Consider the following 14,474-nt stretch of genomic DNA (forward strand, 5'->3'; position numbering starts at 1 on the left):
GGCTGTCAAGGCTCCTCCTCGGCCTCGCCGCCCTCGGGCGTCAAGACCTTGAAACGCTTTTTCTTCCTTTTGATGATGGTCGCATCCTCGACCGCCGGCTTGGTGGGCGGCGGCGGGGCGACCGGCAAGGGGAAGCCGAGGAAGGCCATCACGAGGAAGATCGGCAGCAGTCCAAAGAACAGTGGCCGCCGCCAGTTCAGTTTCTCTTTGAGCATGGCCAGCACATATTGCCGAGCTGGCAAATCACAAGGGCGTACCCTTACCCGCTCAGGGTAATGTGCGATGTCTGGCTGCGCAGCCGCTTCTCAGGCAGCGACCGGCTTGCCGCGCGCCTGTTGCACGCGCTGGAACAGCCCGCCCAGCGTCAGGCCGTCGTGCCAGATTTCCTCGAGCATCAGGCCGTATTTGTCGCGCAATTCCTTCGCCAGCGTCTCGATCTCCCGCGCATCCGGCACCCGGCGCGCCGGTTTCACCGCGCGGCAGATGCCGAGCACTTCGTCGTCGGGACGGAAATGCAGCTTCTCGCTTTCGCGGAAGGCAAATGCGGACACGACGACGGACAGGAAATCGCGGATGTCTTTTCGCGAAGCGGTAGGGAATGTGCTGCGCCAGGCCCGGCCCTGGCAGGGACGGTAACGCAAGGAAGTTGGGCTTTGCCAACCGTGAAATGCTGCCCAGGCGAGCGCAGCAAGGATCAGGACAACAAAGATACTCATGCAATCGAGTCAGGAATACTCATGCGCTTGAGTGTAGCACGCGTTTGCGCGGATGGCGCACGACATAATTTTGCTGTCGTAAGCATGTGCTAACCCTACGGCAAGCCTGGCGCGGTACAATCTTGGACCGGACACGACGGGCGACGCCGTCTGTTGTGATCATGTTAAGCTTCGACCCCGCCGTACTCCCGTCACTCTCCCTCAGCCGAACTGAATAACGCGTACATGGATATTCTTCTCGCCGTCAAGGCGATCATCATGGGCCTGGTCGAAGGCTTCACCGAATTCCTTCCGATTTCTTCCACCGGCCACCTGATCCTGGCAGGCAGCCTGCTCAATTTCACCGGCGAGAAGGTCAAGGTCTTCGAGATCGCCATCCAGGCCGGCGCCATGCTGGCCGTGATCTGGGAATACCGCCAGCGCATCGGCGCCGTCCTCGCCGGCCTCGGCTCGGATCCGAAGCAGCAGCAATTCGTCCTCAAGCTGATCGTCGCCTTCATGCCGGCGGCCGTGCTCGGCTTCCTGTTCAACAAGGCGATCAAGGCCGAGCTGTTCGCGCCGGTACCGGTGGCCACCGCCTTCATCGTGGGCGGCCTGGTGATCCTGTGGGTCGAACGCCGCCATACCGGCAAGGACCGCGTGGCGCGCGTCGAGACCGTGGACGAAATGAGCACCCTGGACGCGCTGAAGGTGGGTATTGCCCAGGCCTTCGCCCTGATCCCGGGCACCAGCCGCTCGGGCGCGACCATCATCGGCGGCATGCTGTTCGGCCTGTCGCGCAAGGCCGCCACCGAATTCTCCTTCTTCCTGGCGATCCCGACCCTGCTGTCGGCCACCGTGTACTCGGTGGTCAAGGAGCGCCACCTGCTGTCGATGGCCGACCTGCCGATGTTCGGCCTGGGCGGCCTTGCGGCCTTCGCCTCGGCCTTCCTGTGCGTGCGCTGGCTCCTGCGCTACATCAGCACGCACGACTTCACGATCTTCGCCTGGTACCGTATCGTATTCGGTATCGTCGTTCTCGTGACCGCGCACTTCAACCTGGTGACCTGGGCGGAATAACACAACACCAGGCAAACCTGTAGAAACACGTTCAGCATGACTTCCGAGCTTCAAGCGCGCGCGTTGCACGTCCTCGAGACGGTCTTCGGCTATCCCGCCTTCCGCGGGCAGCAGGCCGAGATCGTCGAGCACGTGGCCAGCGGTGGCGACGCACTCGTCCTGATGCCCACCGGCGGCGGCAAGTCGCTGTGCTACCAGATCCCGGCGCTGCTGCGCGACGGGGTGGGCGTGGTCATCTCGCCGCTGATCGCACTGATGCAGGACCAGGTCGACGCGCTGGAAGAAGTCGGCGTGCGCGCCGCCTTCCTCAACTCGACCCAGACCTTCGAGGAAACCCTGCGCATCGAGCGCCTGGTGCGCAATGGCGAGATCGACCTGGTCTACGTGGCGCCCGAGCGCCTGCTTACCCAGCGTTGCCTGGAGCTGATCGACGCCTCGCCGATCGCACTGTTCGCCATCGACGAAGCGCACTGCGTGTCGCAGTGGGGCCACGACTTCCGGCCGGAATACATCCGCCTGTCGGTGCTGCACGAGCGCTATCCGGGCATCCCGCGCATCGCCCTGACGGCCACCGCCGACCAGCAGACCCGCGCCGAAATCGCGCACCGCCTGCAGCTCGACGATGCGCGCCAGTTCGTGTCGTCCTTCGACCGCCCGAACATCCGCTACTCCATCGTCGAGAAGACCACCGGCCGCAAGCAGCTGATCGATTTCATCAGCAGCGAGCACCCGCAGGATTCCGGCATCGTCTACTGCCTGTCGCGCAAAAAGGTCGAGGAAACCGCCGACTTCCTGTGCCAGCACGGCATTCGTGCCCTGCCCTACCACGCCGGCATGGAGCACAGCGTGCGCGCCGCCAACCAGTCGCGCTTCCTCCGTGAAGACAATATCGTGATGGTGGCCACCATCGCTTTCGGCATGGGCATCGACAAGCCGGACGTGCGCTACGTCTGCCACCTCGACCTCCCGAAGAGCATCGAGGGCTACTACCAGGAGACCGGCCGCGCCGGCCGCGACGGCATGCCGGCCAGCGCCTGGATGGCGTATGGTTTGCAAGATGTGGTGCTGCAGCGCCGGATGATCGACGAATCCGAGGCCGACGAGACCTTCAAGCGCGTGCTGTCGATGAAGCTCGACGCCATGCTGGGCCTGTGCGAGACGCTGAGCTGCCGGCGCATGCGCCTGCTCGACTACTTCGGCGAGCGCTCCGGCCCCTGCGGCAATTGCGATACCTGCCTGATCCCGCCGATCCAGGTGGACGGCACGGTGCCGATGCAAAAGCTGCTGTCGGCGATCTACCGGGTCGACCAGCGCTTCGCCGCCGGCCATGTGATCGACGTGCTGCGCGGCGCGCAGACGGAACGCATCACCCAGTGGCACCACGACAAGCTGACCGTCTACGGCGTCGGCGCCGACCGCTCCGAGCAGGAATGGCGCGCCATCGTGCGCCAGGCGATCGCGCTCGGCTTCGTCACTGTGGACCACGACGCCTTCAGCTCGCTCAAGCTGACTGACGCCGCCCGTCCCGTACTCAAGGGCGAGCAGAAGGTGCAGCTGCGCCAGTACCAGAAGCCGGTCAAGGCCAAGCGCCCCTCGTCCTCGCGCAGCGGCGGCTACGAGGAAATGGAACTGTCGCGTTCCGAGCAGCAGATCTTCGAGCGCCTGCGCTCCTGGCGCATGGGCACCGCGCGCGAGCATGGGGTGCCGGCCTACGTGGTATTCCAGGACGCCACCCTGCGCGAGATCGCCAAGGTCAAGCCGTCCTCGATCGACGCATTGCGCGGGGTGTCCGGCGTCGGCGAAAAGAAGCTGGTGTCCTACGGCGATGAAATTGTCGCCATCATCAATGAGATGATGTAAGGTCTAAGGTTGAATCCGTTCAACCTTAGACACCATGTCCATCCCCACTCCCACCAGCACCACCGCCGCGCCTTCCAAGGACGGCGCCCAGGCCCAGGTCCCGCAGAATGCGGCCAGCCTGCAGACCTTCGTGTTCGCCCTGTTCTTCGTCTTCGGCGGCATCACCAGCCTGAACGACGTCATCATCCCCAAGCTGAAGGACCTGTTCACGCTCAGCTACGCCCAGGCGATGCTGGTGCAGTCGGCCTTCTTCGCCGCCTACTTCTTCGTCTCGATCCCCGCCGCCGCCGTCGTGCAGCGCATCGGCTACATGCGTTCGGCCGTGGTGGGCCTCCTGACGATGGCGGCGGGCTGCCTGCTGTTCATCCCGGCCTCGTACTCGGGCATGTTCATTACCTTCCTGCTGGCGCTGTTCGTGCTGGCCTCGGGCATCACCATCGTGCAGGTGGTGGCCAACCCCTTGATCTCGATGCTGGGCAAGCCGCAGACGGCGTCCAGCCGCCTGACCTTTGCCCAGGCCTTCAATTCGCTCGGCACCACGGTCTTCCCCTACGTCGGCGCAATCCTGATCCTGGGTTCGCTGGCGACGGTGGACGTTTCGACCTTGAGCGGCGCGGCGCTCGACGCCTACCGCCAGGAAGAAACGCGTGTCGTCGTCAACACCTACATCGGCCTGGCGATCGCGCTGGCGCTGCTGGGCGGCGCGGTGTGGATCAACCGCCGCAAGCTGGTGGAAACGGCAGCGCCGTCGGAAAACATCCTGCATGCCTTCGACCTGCTCAAGCAGCCGCGCTTTGCGCTCGGCGCGCTGTGCATCTTCCTGTACGTCGGCGCCGAAGTGGCGATCGGCTCGGTCATCGTGAACTACCTGATGGAGTCGCACGTGATGGGGCTGGGGGCGGAGGAAGCCGGCAAGCACGTGCCGCTGTACTGGGGCGGTGCGATGGTCGGCCGCTTCATCGGCGCGGCGCTGCTGCGCATGTTCTCGCCAGGTAAAGTGCTCGCTTTCGCGGCAGCGGTGACGATCACGCTGCTGCTGGTGTCCGCGAACACCACCGGCGCCGTATCGGGCTGGTCGCTGCTGGCCATCGGCCTGTTCAACTCGATCATGTTCCCGACCATCTTCACGCTGGCCTGCGAAGGCCTGGGTGCGCGCACCGCGGAAGGTTCGGGCGTGATCTGCGTGGCGATCGTGGGCGGGGCCATCGTGCCCCTGCTCATGGGCTTCGCGGCCGACATGGCGGGGCTGAAGATGTCGCTGATCGTGCCGGCCGTGTGCTATGCCGTGATCGTGTATTTCGGGCTGTACGCGCGCCGTCCGCACGGCGCCTAATGAAAAAACGCGCCCTGCGGCGCGTTAGCTTTACTTCTTGGTGAACACCAGGTCCCAGACCCCGTGGCCGAGTTTCAGGCCACGGTTCTCGAATTTGGTCAGCGGCCGGTATGCCGGTTGCGGCGCATAGCCTTCGGCCGTGTTCTGGAGCAGGGGCTCGTTGCCCAGCACTTCCAGCATCTGCACCGCGTAGTCTTCCCAGTCGGTGGCGCAGTGGATGTAGCCGCCGGGGGCCAGCTTGTCGCACAGGACCTTCACGAAGGGCGACTGGATCAGGCGGCGCTTGTTGTGACGCGCCTTGTGCCACGGATCCGGGAAAAACACGTGCACGCCGGCGAGCGAACCGTCCGCGATCATGTGGTTCAATACCTCGACCACGTCGTGCTGGATCAGGCGCAGGTTGGTGATGCCCTGCTCGCCGATCTGCTTGAGCAGGCTGCCCACGCCAGGGGTATGCACTTCGACGCCGATGAAATCCTTTTCCGGCATCAGGCGCGCAATGTGCGCGGTGGTGTCGCCCATGCCGAAGCCGATCTCCAGGATCACCGGCGCCTTGCGGCCGAAGGCCTGCTCCAGGTCGAGGAATTCCTTCCTGTAGTCGATCAGGTACTGGGGACCGAGCTCCTCCAGCGCGCGCGCCTGCGCGGTCGACAGCCGGCCGGCCCGCGTGACGAAGCTGCGGATGCGGTGTTCAGTCGGGTCGTACAGCATGGAACGCGCCGGGCCGTTGGTAGGCTTTTCTTCAGACATGGGGATGGGTAGTGAGGGAAAAAAACGGCTGTCATTATAGCCCAGGCGGCGCGTGCGAAGTCCGTCAGCAGAATCGCGCATAATCGTGCTTTCGCCACTGCCGCGTACCGGAGCCCCTTCCATGCATTCCCTGAAACACCCGATCGCCGTCGACGAGAACGTCGCCACCGCCCACCTGACCTCGTTCCACTACGGCAGCCCGGGCAGCGGCAAGAAGGTCTATATCCAGGCCGCCGTCCATGCCGACGAGGTGCCGGCGATGCTGGTGGCGCACGTGCTGCGCCAGGAACTGGAACGCCTCGAGGCCGAAGGCCGGATCAAGGGCGAAGTCATCCTGGTCCCGGCCGCCAACCCGATCGGGCTGTCCCAGGTCGTGCACGGTACCCCTTTCGGCCGCTATGATCTCAAGTCAGGCACCAACTTCAACCGCGCCTACAAGCACGTCGCCGACGAGCTGAAAAAGTCGCTCGAGGGCCGGCTCGGCAGCGATATCGACGCCAACGTCGCCCTGATCCGCGAGGAAGCGCGCAAGCACGTCGCCAGCTGGGAACCGAAGGACGACACCGAGACCCTGAAGAAGACCCTGCTCTCGATGGCGATCGACGCCGACATCGTGCTCGACCTGCACTGCGATAACGAGGCGCTGCTGCACATGTACACCGGCACCCCGCTGGTCGAGACCGTGGCGCCGCTGACCGCCCTGCTGGGCGCGCGCGTGCTGCTGGTGGCCAAGGCCTCGGGCGGCGAAGCCTTCGATGAAGCCTGCAGCCGCCTGTGGTGGGACCTGGCCGACCATTTCGAAGGCACCGCGATCCCGCCCGCCTGCGCCGCCGTCACGGTCGAGCTGCGCGGCGAGAACGACGTGCGCTACGACTACGCGCGCCTGGACGCGGCTGCCCTGCTCCAGTACTTGGGCCACTCCGGCGTGCTCGACATCGACCTCGCGCCGCTGCCGGAAACCCCGTGCCGGGCGACGCCCCTGAACGCGGTCGAACCCCTGTCGGCGCCCCATGCCGGCGTGCTGGTGTTCCATAAGCGGCTGGGCGAGCTGGTCGAAGCGGGCGAACCGGTGGCCGACATCGTCAACCCGGTCAGCGGCCAGGTGACGACCCTCTCGGCCGGGCACCCCGGGCTGCTGTTCGCCAGCACGGCGCACCGCCACCTGCTGCGTGGCATGCACGTCTGCAAGATCGCCGGGACCGAGTCTTTCCGCAGCGGCGACCTGCTGAGCGCCTGAGCGCTTGTTGGCTCAGGGGGCCAGCTTCTGGCCGAGGATATCTGTCAGGTACAGATAGGCGCCTTGCCCGTCGTCCTTCACCACGCCCTGCCAGTGCCCCGCAGGCTGCTGGGCACACAGGAAGTCCTTTTCCTGGTCGGGCATGCTGCTGAACCGAACAGGGAAGCGGGTCTTCCCCGGTTGACCGACCAGCTCGGCCACGGTGCGCGGGCCGGTCCTGTCGTGGCAGGCGCCCAGATCCATCCAGCCGAATACCGCGACCGGCTTGCCGACATAGGCACGGCTGAACTGGCGCAGATAGCCGGGGTCGACGAAGCGGTAGGTGCCCGCCAGCGACGAAAAATCGCATCCCTGCCTGACGGCGCCCAGGTCGTGCAAGCGCTTATCCATGCGCTCACCCAGGCAGGCGGCCAGCTTGCCGCTGGGACCCAGCGCGCCTTCACCATTGCGGCAATCCCAGCGCTCGCGTAACCAGAACGTCTGTCCCTGCGCCAGCAGCGCCTTGTTGGCCGGGCATTGCTGCCCGAGCGTGGCCAGGCGCTGCGAGATGGCCCGGTCCTTTGCCAGCAAGTCCTGATGCGCGCAGATCGCCTGCTCGACGTCGCTGCGCGCCAGGGTGCAGTCGATGGGCGCGGCGGCGGCCATTCCCGGCAGGGCGAGAACGGCAGAGAAAACCAGCAGCAATGGCGTGCGACGTGGCGTCATGGGGTGGCCCTTCTCAAGGTAGCGGTCATGATAGCGCGGCATTCAGACCGAAAACGCACGCTTTCTCACGGCACTGGACCAGATGCCCGCTGCCAGTGCCAGCAGACCGCCCGCCAGCGGCATCCAGGCCGTCCGCACATGGAGTTCGGCCAGTGTGGCGCTGCTCACCGCGCACCACAACAGCGGCAACACCCAGAGCAGCCATGGCGCGCGCCAGCACAGCAGGGCGCCGAATGTGGCCAGCGCGGTGGGATCGGGCGCGATAGCGAAGGTCTCGGCCTGCCACCAGCTGCGTCCGGCCAACGCAGCCAGCACGGGATAGGCCAGCGCCAGCAGCATGCAGAGCGATCCGAATCCTGCGGGCAGCCCGGCGGCCGGGACCCTGCTCCCGTACTTCAGCGCCGCCCATGCCAGCAGCAGCGCCTGCACCAGGAATCCGGCCGCAAAATACGGGGCGCCGGTGTTGATATCGGCATAGCGCTCCAGGTGGTAGGCCCAGCCGGTCCACAGCCAGGCCAGGGCCAGCAGCGCAAACGCGATCCTGGCGCCGGCGCTGCGCGGACGCAGCATGCAGGCCAGGATCGCGCCCCCCGCACCCAGCGCCAGCAGGTGCAGCGGCCACCACTCACGATTCATCAGTTCGAACTGGCGGTAATAGGTCCGTGCCGAGAACATCAGGAAGTCGGACAGCGAATAGGTCCACCACTCGCTCATGCCAGCCTTTCGACATCCTGGACGATGCGGCGGCGCAGCGCCTCGTCCGGCAGCGGTCCGGTCGCCGCCAGCAGGTTCTCGCGCACGTGGGCCACGCTCGACGTAGCAGGAATGGCGCAGGTTACCGCCGGGTGCGCGATGATGAACTTGAGCAGGGCCTGGGCCCAGCTGCGGCAGCCGATGTCGGCAGCCCAGCCGGGCAGGCGCTTGCCCGCCAGCGCCTGCGTCAGGTCGCCCTGGCGGAAGGGCCGATTGACGATCACGCCGATGCGGCGCTCGCGCGCCAGCGGCAGGATGCGCTGCTCCACCTCGCGGTCGAGCGGGTTGTAGGAGATCTGCACGAAGTCGATCGGCTGGCTGGCCATGATTTTCTCGATCTCGCCATGGCGCCGACCTTCGGACGTCGTGATGCCGACGTAGCGCAGCTTGCCCTCGCGCTTCATCCGCAGCAGCATCGGCAGGTGGGCTTCCCAGGCCAGCAGGTTATGCACCTGCAGCAGGTCGAAGCGTGGCACCCGCCACAGGCGGCGCGAGGCTTCAAGCTGGGCCGGGCCCTGCGCGCCTTCGCCGATCCATACCTTGTCGGCGGCGAACAGCCGCCCGGGCTTGAGCCTGGCGATGGCTTCGCCAATCACGTCCTGGGCCGAACCGTACATGGGCGAGGAATCGATCAGCCGTCCGCCGCCGGCGAAGAACTGGCGCATCACCTCGCCGCATTCGGCACGCGCGCCAGGGTCGCGCCCGACGTTGAAGGTGATCCAGCTGCCCAGGCCGACCAGCGGGATCTGCTCGCCGGACGAGGGAATCGCGCGCGTGAGCAAGGGGCCCTGTGCGTGGGCAAGATGAGGTAGCGCGGGCAACGCCAGCAGCGAAGCAAGCAGGCGGCGGCGCGAGCGGGACACGTGGGGCATGCGGGCGCTCCTTGTCGGATAGCAGGACTAGGATGCGAGCATAGCGCGCCGCCGTTCCACGCGGCGCACCAGCCGGAGGGCTCGTCCCATGCGTTGTCATCCCCTTGCCGCCTTGCTGCTCGCCTGCGCACCCGTTCCTGCTTCTTCCTGGGCGGACGCCTGGCTGCCGGTCGTGGAGATCGCCGCCGGCGGCGGAACCAAAGGCCCCTGGCGCCAGAACGATTCGCGCTACGACTATGTGGACGACGGCACCATCGCCTTCACGCAGGACGGCAAGCTCGCCGTCGCCTGGGCCGACCAGGCCCGCAAGGAGGTGCTGCTGCAGCTGCGCGGCGCCGATGGCCGGGCCTTGTCGGCCCCGGTGGACGTCTCGCGCAGTCCGGACACCTTCTCCTGGATGCCGCGCATTGCCACGAGCGGAGCGGACACTTTGCACCTGCTCTGGCAGGAGATCATCTTCTCGGGCGGGTCGCACGGCGGCGACATCTTGTATGCGCGGTCCCTAGATGGCGGACGCAGTTTCTCGCGCCCCGTGAACCTGTCGGCTTCGCGCGCCGGCGACGGCAAGGGGCGGCTCGACCGCGCCACCTGGTCGAACGGCAGCCTGGACATCGTGGCGCATCCCGGTGGTGCTGTCCACGCGGCCTGGACCGACTACGAGGGCAGCCTGTGGCTGGCGCGTTCGCCCGACGGCGGACGCAGGTTCGGCGCGCCGCGGCGCATCGCCGGCGACGCGGCCCGTCCGGCGCGGGCGCCGGCATTGGCTGTCAGCGCCGATGGCCACGTCTACCTGGCCTGGACCGTCGGCGAGGATGCAGATGCCGACATCCGCGTCGCGCGTGAGGATGGGAAGTCGGTGCTGGTCGGCGCGCCCGGAGCCCGTGCCGATGCGCCGCGCCTGGCGCTGGACCGGGCCGGCAGACTGCACCTGGTCTACCTGGAGGGGGCTGGCAAGGGCCCGGCTGTGATCCGCTACGCGCACGCCGGCAGCGACCTGGTGTTCGGCCCGCCGCGGACGCTGTCCGCGCCCGGCGAAGGGGTCGGCGCCCCGCAGCTGGCGCTCGACGCGGATGACAGGCTGCACGTCGCCTGGGACACACCCCCGCACGGCCTGCGCTACACGGTCGATGCGGGAAGCGGTTTCACCCCTCCCCTTGCCGTCCCGGGCAGCGCGGACGCGGGACGCAACGGCAGCCAGCAAGGCCTGCTCGGCAGGAAGCTGGCGGCCGGCGACAGGCTGGTCGCGCTGGTCAACAGCAGCCTGGCCCCTAGCCAGGGCAGCCGGGTGTGGCTGATGCGCCGGCGCTTGCCACCCGGTTAAGCCCTGGGCGCGGCGCCCAGCGGCGTGGCGCGCACCGCGAGGAATTCCCAACCGCCGGCCACCGGGCGCACCAGCGCGAAGGTGAAGAACTCGCGCAGCACGCGCTTGCCCCCGGCGCCGTCCGGCATCTCGATCGCTACCTGGGAGTCGACGGCGAACATGTCGCCCAGCGGCTCGATGCGCTGCACGACCGTCCGGTGCGTCATCCCCGCCGGCAGACCGGCAAAGGAACGCGTGAAATGGGCCTGGATCTCCGGCCGGCCCTTGAGCCGGATATCGCGGCCGATGGTCGTCGTGGCGTCAAGCGCATACAGCGCCGCCATGGCTGTGGCATCGCGCCGGTTCCAGACAGCGTCGGACCGGTCGGCCAGCGCCGTCATCACGTCGGCGATCCCGCCGGATGGGGCCGACGGAACGGCGGCAAGGGCGGGGGCGGCGGCCTGCACCGGCAGGATGGCGGCCGACAGCAGCGCCAGCGCGCAGGCATGCATACTCAACAAGCGTTTCATGGGTTCTCCAAGAGGTCGATGGGGCCGCAAGCCAGGGCCTCGGCAGGCCCGGCGCTTGCGGTTAGAATGCCCACTGTATTGACCGTGCCCGGCCCCGGCCAGCATGGTTGCGCCGATCGACACCCCTTTTTCGCGAGTTGCACCCGCATGCCGTTCACGAAGCGTGAAATGAATCCGCCCCTGCTCACCCAGTTGGCAAGCGTCTTCGGCCTGGCGCTGTGCCTTGCGGTGCTCGGCCCCTTCGGCACCTATACCGACCTGAGCGTGCCGGTACGCTATGCCTACTGGATCGGCCTGGTGCTGGTCGGCTACCTGAACATCCTGCTGGCCGCGCATGCGGTGGCGAGCCTGCGGCCCGGCCTGCGCCACCGCTGGACCCTGATGGTCGTGACCCTGGTATCCAGCGTGCCGACCACGCTGGCGGTGGCCTGGGTCGAATCAGTGACGCGGCTGGCGCATTCGGTGCCGCTGTCGGTCTTCCCCCGCGTGTACGGCTGCGTCGCGCTGATCCAGCTGGTGATGCTGCTGTTCCTGACCCGGCTGCAGCCTTCGCTGTCGGCCCTGCTACTACGTCGGGAGCAGGCGGATTCACCCGCACCGGTAGCTGTTCCTGAGGCCACCCCTGCCTTTTACCGGCGCATCCCTCCGCACCTCGGCCAGGAATTGCTGGCCTTGAGCGCCGAAGACCACTACCTGCGCATCATCACGGCCGCCGGCTCGGACCTGATCCTGATGCGCTTTGCCGACGCGCTGGTCGAATTGGGCGACAGCGCCGGCCTGCAGGTGCACCGCAGCTGGTGGGTGGCGCATGGCGCGGTGCGCTCGCTCGGCCGCGACAAAGGGCGCCTGTCGCTCACGCTGCACAATGGGCTGGAGGTGCCGGTCAGCCGCACGTACGTTGCAGCAGTGCGCGCAACTGGTGTGTCGGCATGAAGGAATCAGGTCGGGGAAGAGGGGGACTGGAGCGGGTGAAGGGAATCGAACCCTCGTCGTAAGCTTGGGAAGCTTCTGCTCTACCATTGAGCTACACCCGCGTGAATTCGCATTCTACGCGGCATACCGCTTGTTTGACAAATTCTCAAGCCCGCACGGCATGGAACGCCGCGCGGGCAAGCCAAAGGGATCGCTCAGGCCTGCTGCTTGCGGCGGCGTGCGGCGGCCAGGCCGGCGGCGCCGAGACCGAGCAGCGCGAAGACGCCTGGTTCCGGCACGTCGGCCGATTGCGCACCGACTTGCACATTGATGGCGCTGCGTCCCAGTTCATCGCCCTGGCCGTTATACGCGACCAGCGCGAAGCTGTACTGACCGTTGGCGTTCGGGTTGAACGCGCCCGGCGGCGGCGCCACGAAGAAGGAAGGCGTGGCCAGGTAGCCGAACAGCAGGTTCTGGGAATCCTGCTTGGTAGCGGCTGCCGAACCGCCTGCGCCGAACGGGAAGATCGCGCTCAGGTTGAGCACGCCCAGTTGCGCCTCGTCGGTATCGGTGCCGGCATCGAAGTCGTACAGGAGCTTGAAAGTCAGGCCGCTATCCTCGATCGAGTCCTGGTCGACCTGGATGTAATAGCCGATGTTCCAGGTCGAGCCATTCAGGCCGCTAGGCGAGGTCGTAGTACCCGGGTTGGCGAAGAAGGTGCCCTGCTCGTCATTTTCCAGGTTGGGACCGCTGAAACGCTGGTGTGCCGTCAGCCCCAACAGGAAGCCTTCACGGAAAGTAATGGCGCTAGCATCGTTGGGAATGCCCGAGCCGCCATAGGTCGCTTGCAGCAGCGGACCGAAAACCGAGAACTCCGGGGTGATGGGGCCGGCGGTAGCGAAGGCCGACATGGCGCCCAGCAGCAGGGTCAGGGTAAGACGGGATACGGTGTTCATTGAATCTCCTTAAGCATTAATGCAGGATATCGAGCAAAAACCGTGCCCGCAATTTACTAAAAGAAATTAACATTTAGAAACAAAGATTTAGCCGGTGCTATATTTTCTGCATCTGCTTCATCTTGTTTCACTGTAAAGCTTTTCGACAACCTGTACCCGGCGCTTCACCCGACTGCTCGACCGTATAGCCCTTGGCTGCGAGTGCCGCCACCATGCCCTTCGGATCGAAGATATCCCTGATCGGCAATAGCGCGAAGGTCAAGGCATTGCGTTTCAGCGCGCTTTCCACGGAAGTCACCCACAGCGGCTTCAAGCGCGGGCGTACCGACTGGAAGTTCCGGTCCTTGCGCACGGCGGCCCTGCTCAGAATCACGTCACGACAGCTTTCTTCCTGATCGAATAGTCTGGCACTGCATCAAACAGGCTGGTCCTCAGTCCGGCTCTTCAACCCGGTAGCCCTTCGCCGCCAGCGCCGGAATCACGCCGTTCGGATCGAGGATGTCCTTGATCGTCATGAGCGCAAAAGTAGACGTATTGGTGGCGAGCGCATTTTCTGCCGCGGCTAGCCACTTTTGTCGCATCAGCGAGCGCATGTTCCTGAATGCAGGCTCGTTGTCGAATACCGCGCTGTCGAAGACGCTGCTGAAACAGGCTTGCTCGCGCTCGACGAAATCGAGCTTGCGCATCTCGTCCAGGTTGCCCCTGGCCCAGGCATTTGCACGTGCGCTAGCCTCGGCAATGTCGGTCTCGAGCGTAGCCATGGTTTTAGACAGGCAGGCGACGTCGTTGAGCGGCGTCTTCTTGAAATTCTTGAGCATGGCCCCCGCATTGTCCATTGGCAGGTCGACGACCGAGTTCGTCGTTTTCAGCTTGTTTTTCTTGATCAGTTCCTGGATGCGATTACGCACGGCTTCGTCGTTATCCAGGCCGGCCTGCTTGCGGGCGGCACGCGCCAGAGCCTGGGCCGCGAATATCGGACGCTCGCGCTCCGCGTCTCTGTTGTTCGGCATGTATTTGGTCTTCAGTTCCGTCCAGCGCGCATACTCCTCTGGCGGCATGAGGTCGCGCAACTGCGCGCCGTCGGGGTTCTTGCGTATCCCGATCAGGGACGGCAGCAGGGTCAAGCCCTTGAAAAATCCCGGCGAGGCGGTGGCGCCCGGTGGCGCCAGGTATTCCTGCGAGCGCCCGATCACCGCTTCGACCTGCTGGGAACGCCATTCCATTTTCTTTGGCAGCGGTGCATAGGTTCCGAACACCCACAGCACATGGTCTCCCTTCGAAATCTTCCACATGCCGGGGCCGGGCTTCTGGCCGACCACCAGGATCTGCTCGGGCGCGGGCGCGTCAGCGACTGCCGCAGGAGGCGCGGTTTCGGCAGGGGTGGACTGGGCCCAGGAAGGCGCGGCCCACAGGGCCAGGCACAGCGTGGGCAGAAGCGCGAGTTTCAGCATCAGGACTTCCTTGTTGTTGGTTGTCCGTCAAGCTTAGCTC

General features: G+C 65.9%; 16 protein-coding genes and 1 tRNA gene. 6 read left to right on the top strand and 11 right to left on the bottom strand.

From position 1 onward, the window contains the following. Positions 1-5: 5 nt before the first annotated feature. Positions 6-215 (bottom strand): hypothetical protein, encoded by a 210-nt coding sequence (locus tag LK539_RS15885; RefSeq protein ID WP_227802025.1) that lies wholly within the window; start codon positions 213-215, stop codon positions 6-8. Positions 216-305: 90 nt separating this feature from the next. Beyond that, complete coding sequence (locus LK539_RS15890; RefSeq protein ID WP_227802026.1) at positions 306-551, bottom strand: hypothetical protein; 246 nt, start codon at positions 549-551, stop codon at positions 306-308. Between the two features lie 390 nt (positions 552-941). Here LK539_RS15890 and LK539_RS15895 point away from each other — a divergent pair, with 390 nt between their 5' ends. The 3 genes from LK539_RS15895 to LK539_RS15905 are packed head-to-tail and all read left to right on the top strand — an operon-like array spanning position 942 to position 4,968. After that, positions 942-1,775: an undecaprenyl-diphosphate phosphatase gene (locus LK539_RS15895; protein ID WP_227802027.1), complete on the top strand. Its 834-nt coding sequence runs from the start codon at positions 942-944 to the stop codon at positions 1,773-1,775. Between the two features lie 36 nt (positions 1,776-1,811). Then, on the top strand, positions 1,812-3,635 hold the full coding sequence (gene recQ / locus LK539_RS15900; RefSeq protein WP_227802028.1) for a DNA helicase RecQ: 1,824 nt from the start codon (positions 1,812-1,814) through the stop codon (positions 3,633-3,635). Positions 3,636-3,669: 34 nt separating this feature from the next. Beyond that, positions 3,670-4,968 (top strand): sugar MFS transporter, encoded by a 1,299-nt coding sequence (locus LK539_RS15905; RefSeq protein WP_227802029.1) that lies wholly within the window; start codon positions 3,670-3,672, stop codon positions 4,966-4,968. A 30-nt stretch (positions 4,969-4,998) separates the two neighbouring features. Here the strand turns inward: LK539_RS15905 and trmB are convergent, their stop codons facing one another. Further along, a complete protein-coding gene (gene trmB, locus LK539_RS15910) occupies positions 4,999-5,679 on the bottom strand; it encodes a tRNA (guanosine(46)-N7)-methyltransferase TrmB (protein WP_227802098.1) in 681 nt (226 codons plus the stop codon). A 160-nt stretch (positions 5,680-5,839) separates the two neighbouring features. Here trmB and LK539_RS15915 point away from each other — a divergent pair, with 160 nt between their 5' ends. Further along, a complete protein-coding gene (locus LK539_RS15915) occupies positions 5,840-6,955 on the top strand; it encodes a succinylglutamate desuccinylase/aspartoacylase family protein (protein WP_227802030.1) in 1,116 nt (371 codons plus the stop codon). A 12-nt stretch (positions 6,956-6,967) separates the two neighbouring features. Here LK539_RS15915 and LK539_RS15920 read toward each other — a convergent pair whose 3' ends face one another. The 3 genes from LK539_RS15920 to LK539_RS15930 are packed head-to-tail and all read right to left on the bottom strand — an operon-like array spanning position 6,968 to position 9,285. Then, positions 6,968-7,660 carry a lysozyme inhibitor LprI family protein gene (locus LK539_RS15920; protein WP_227802031.1) on the bottom strand — a complete coding sequence of 231 codons (693 nt, stop codon included), beginning with the start codon at positions 7,658-7,660 and terminating at the stop codon, positions 6,968-6,970. 42 nt (positions 7,661-7,702) lie between these two features. Then, on the bottom strand, positions 7,703-8,374 hold the full coding sequence (locus tag LK539_RS15925) for a DUF6064 family protein (protein WP_227802032.1): 672 nt from the start codon (positions 8,372-8,374) through the stop codon (positions 7,703-7,705). Beyond that, positions 8,371-9,285 (bottom strand): aldo/keto reductase, encoded by a 915-nt coding sequence (locus LK539_RS15930; RefSeq protein WP_227802033.1) that lies wholly within the window; start codon positions 9,283-9,285, stop codon positions 8,371-8,373. Before LK539_RS15930 ends, LK539_RS15925 begins: the two co-directional genes overlap by 4 nt. An 88-nt stretch (positions 9,286-9,373) precedes the next feature. On the opposite strand from LK539_RS15930, the gene LK539_RS15935 reads away from it, so the two are divergent. Beyond that, the gene (locus LK539_RS15935) at positions 9,374-10,606 is read left to right on the top strand and encodes a sialidase family protein (RefSeq protein WP_227802034.1); all 1,233 of its coding nucleotides are present in this window, start codon (positions 9,374-9,376) and stop codon (positions 10,604-10,606) included. Here LK539_RS15935 and LK539_RS15940 read toward each other — a convergent pair. Continuing rightward, positions 10,603-11,115 (bottom strand): SgcJ/EcaC family oxidoreductase, encoded by a 513-nt coding sequence (locus tag LK539_RS15940; protein ID WP_227802035.1) that lies wholly within the window; start codon positions 11,113-11,115, stop codon positions 10,603-10,605. The genes LK539_RS15935 and LK539_RS15940 overlap by 4 nt on opposite strands. Before the next feature lie 168 nt (positions 11,116-11,283). Here LK539_RS15940 and LK539_RS15945 point away from each other — a divergent pair, with 168 nt between their 5' ends. Next, entirely contained in the window at positions 11,284-12,048 is a 765-nt protein-coding gene (locus LK539_RS15945) for a LytTR family DNA-binding domain-containing protein (protein ID WP_227802036.1), read from the top strand. 27 nt (positions 12,049-12,075) lie between these two features. On the opposite strand, the gene LK539_RS15950 is transcribed toward LK539_RS15945, so the two are convergent. The 4 genes from LK539_RS15950 to LK539_RS15965 form a co-directional block, all read right to left on the bottom strand. Further along, positions 12,076-12,149, bottom strand: a tRNA-Gly gene (locus LK539_RS15950). 93 nt (positions 12,150-12,242) lie between these two features. Continuing rightward, the gene (locus LK539_RS15955; RefSeq protein ID WP_227802037.1) at positions 12,243-12,983 is read right to left on the bottom strand and encodes a PEP-CTERM sorting domain-containing protein; all 741 of its coding nucleotides are present in this window, start codon (positions 12,981-12,983) and stop codon (positions 12,243-12,245) included. A 127-nt stretch (positions 12,984-13,110) separates the two neighbouring features. Next, positions 13,111-13,335 carry a hypothetical protein gene (locus tag LK539_RS15960; protein ID WP_227802038.1) on the bottom strand — a complete coding sequence of 75 codons (225 nt, stop codon included), beginning with the start codon at positions 13,333-13,335 and terminating at the stop codon, positions 13,111-13,113. A 79-nt stretch (positions 13,336-13,414) separates the two neighbouring features. Beyond that, complete coding sequence (locus LK539_RS15965) at positions 13,415-14,434, bottom strand: TraB/GumN family protein (RefSeq protein ID WP_227802039.1); 1,020 nt, start codon at positions 14,432-14,434, stop codon at positions 13,415-13,417. Positions 14,435-14,474: the final 40 nt, after the last annotated feature.

This window comes from Massilia sp. IC2-476 (assembly GCF_020707295.1).
Classification (GTDB): Bacteria; Pseudomonadota; Gammaproteobacteria; order Burkholderiales; family Burkholderiaceae_D; genus Telluria.

What these genes read in the sequence shown, in the direction of transcription:
- LK539_RS15885 (WP_227802025.1), bottom strand. Translation starts at nt 215, where the DNA reads ATGCTCAAAGAGAAACTGAACTGGCGGCGGCCACTGTTCTTTGGACTG.
- LK539_RS15895 (WP_227802027.1), top strand. Translation starts at nt 942, where the DNA reads ATGGATATTCTTCTCGCCGTCAAGGCGATCATCATGGGCCTGGTCGAA.
- recQ (WP_227802028.1), top strand. Translation starts at nt 1,812, where the DNA reads ATGACTTCCGAGCTTCAAGCGCGCGCGTTGCACGTCCTCGAGACGGTC.
- LK539_RS15905 (WP_227802029.1), top strand. Translation starts at nt 3,670, where the DNA reads ATGTCCATCCCCACTCCCACCAGCACCACCGCCGCGCCTTCCAAGGAC.
- trmB (WP_227802098.1), bottom strand. Translation starts at nt 5,679, where the DNA reads ATGCTGTACGACCCGACTGAACACCGCATCCGCAGCTTCGTCACGCGG.
- LK539_RS15915 (WP_227802030.1), top strand. Translation starts at nt 5,840, where the DNA reads ATGCATTCCCTGAAACACCCGATCGCCGTCGACGAGAACGTCGCCACC.
- LK539_RS15920 (WP_227802031.1), bottom strand. Translation starts at nt 7,660, where the DNA reads ATGACGCCACGTCGCACGCCATTGCTGCTGGTTTTCTCTGCCGTTCTC.
- LK539_RS15925 (WP_227802032.1), bottom strand. Translation starts at nt 8,374, where the DNA reads ATGAGCGAGTGGTGGACCTATTCGCTGTCCGACTTCCTGATGTTCTCG.
- LK539_RS15930 (WP_227802033.1), bottom strand. Translation starts at nt 9,285, where the DNA reads ATGCCCCACGTGTCCCGCTCGCGCCGCCGCCTGCTTGCTTCGCTGCTG.
- LK539_RS15935 (WP_227802034.1), top strand. Translation starts at nt 9,374, where the DNA reads ATGCGTTGTCATCCCCTTGCCGCCTTGCTGCTCGCCTGCGCACCCGTT.
- LK539_RS15940 (WP_227802035.1), bottom strand. Translation starts at nt 11,115, where the DNA reads ATGAAACGCTTGTTGAGTATGCATGCCTGCGCGCTGGCGCTGCTGTCG.
- LK539_RS15945 (WP_227802036.1), top strand. Translation starts at nt 11,284, where the DNA reads ATGAATCCGCCCCTGCTCACCCAGTTGGCAAGCGTCTTCGGCCTGGCG.
- LK539_RS15955 (WP_227802037.1), bottom strand. Translation starts at nt 12,983, where the DNA reads ATGAACACCGTATCCCGTCTTACCCTGACCCTGCTGCTGGGCGCCATG.
- LK539_RS15965 (WP_227802039.1), bottom strand. Translation starts at nt 14,434, where the DNA reads ATGCTGAAACTCGCGCTTCTGCCCACGCTGTGCCTGGCCCTGTGGGCC.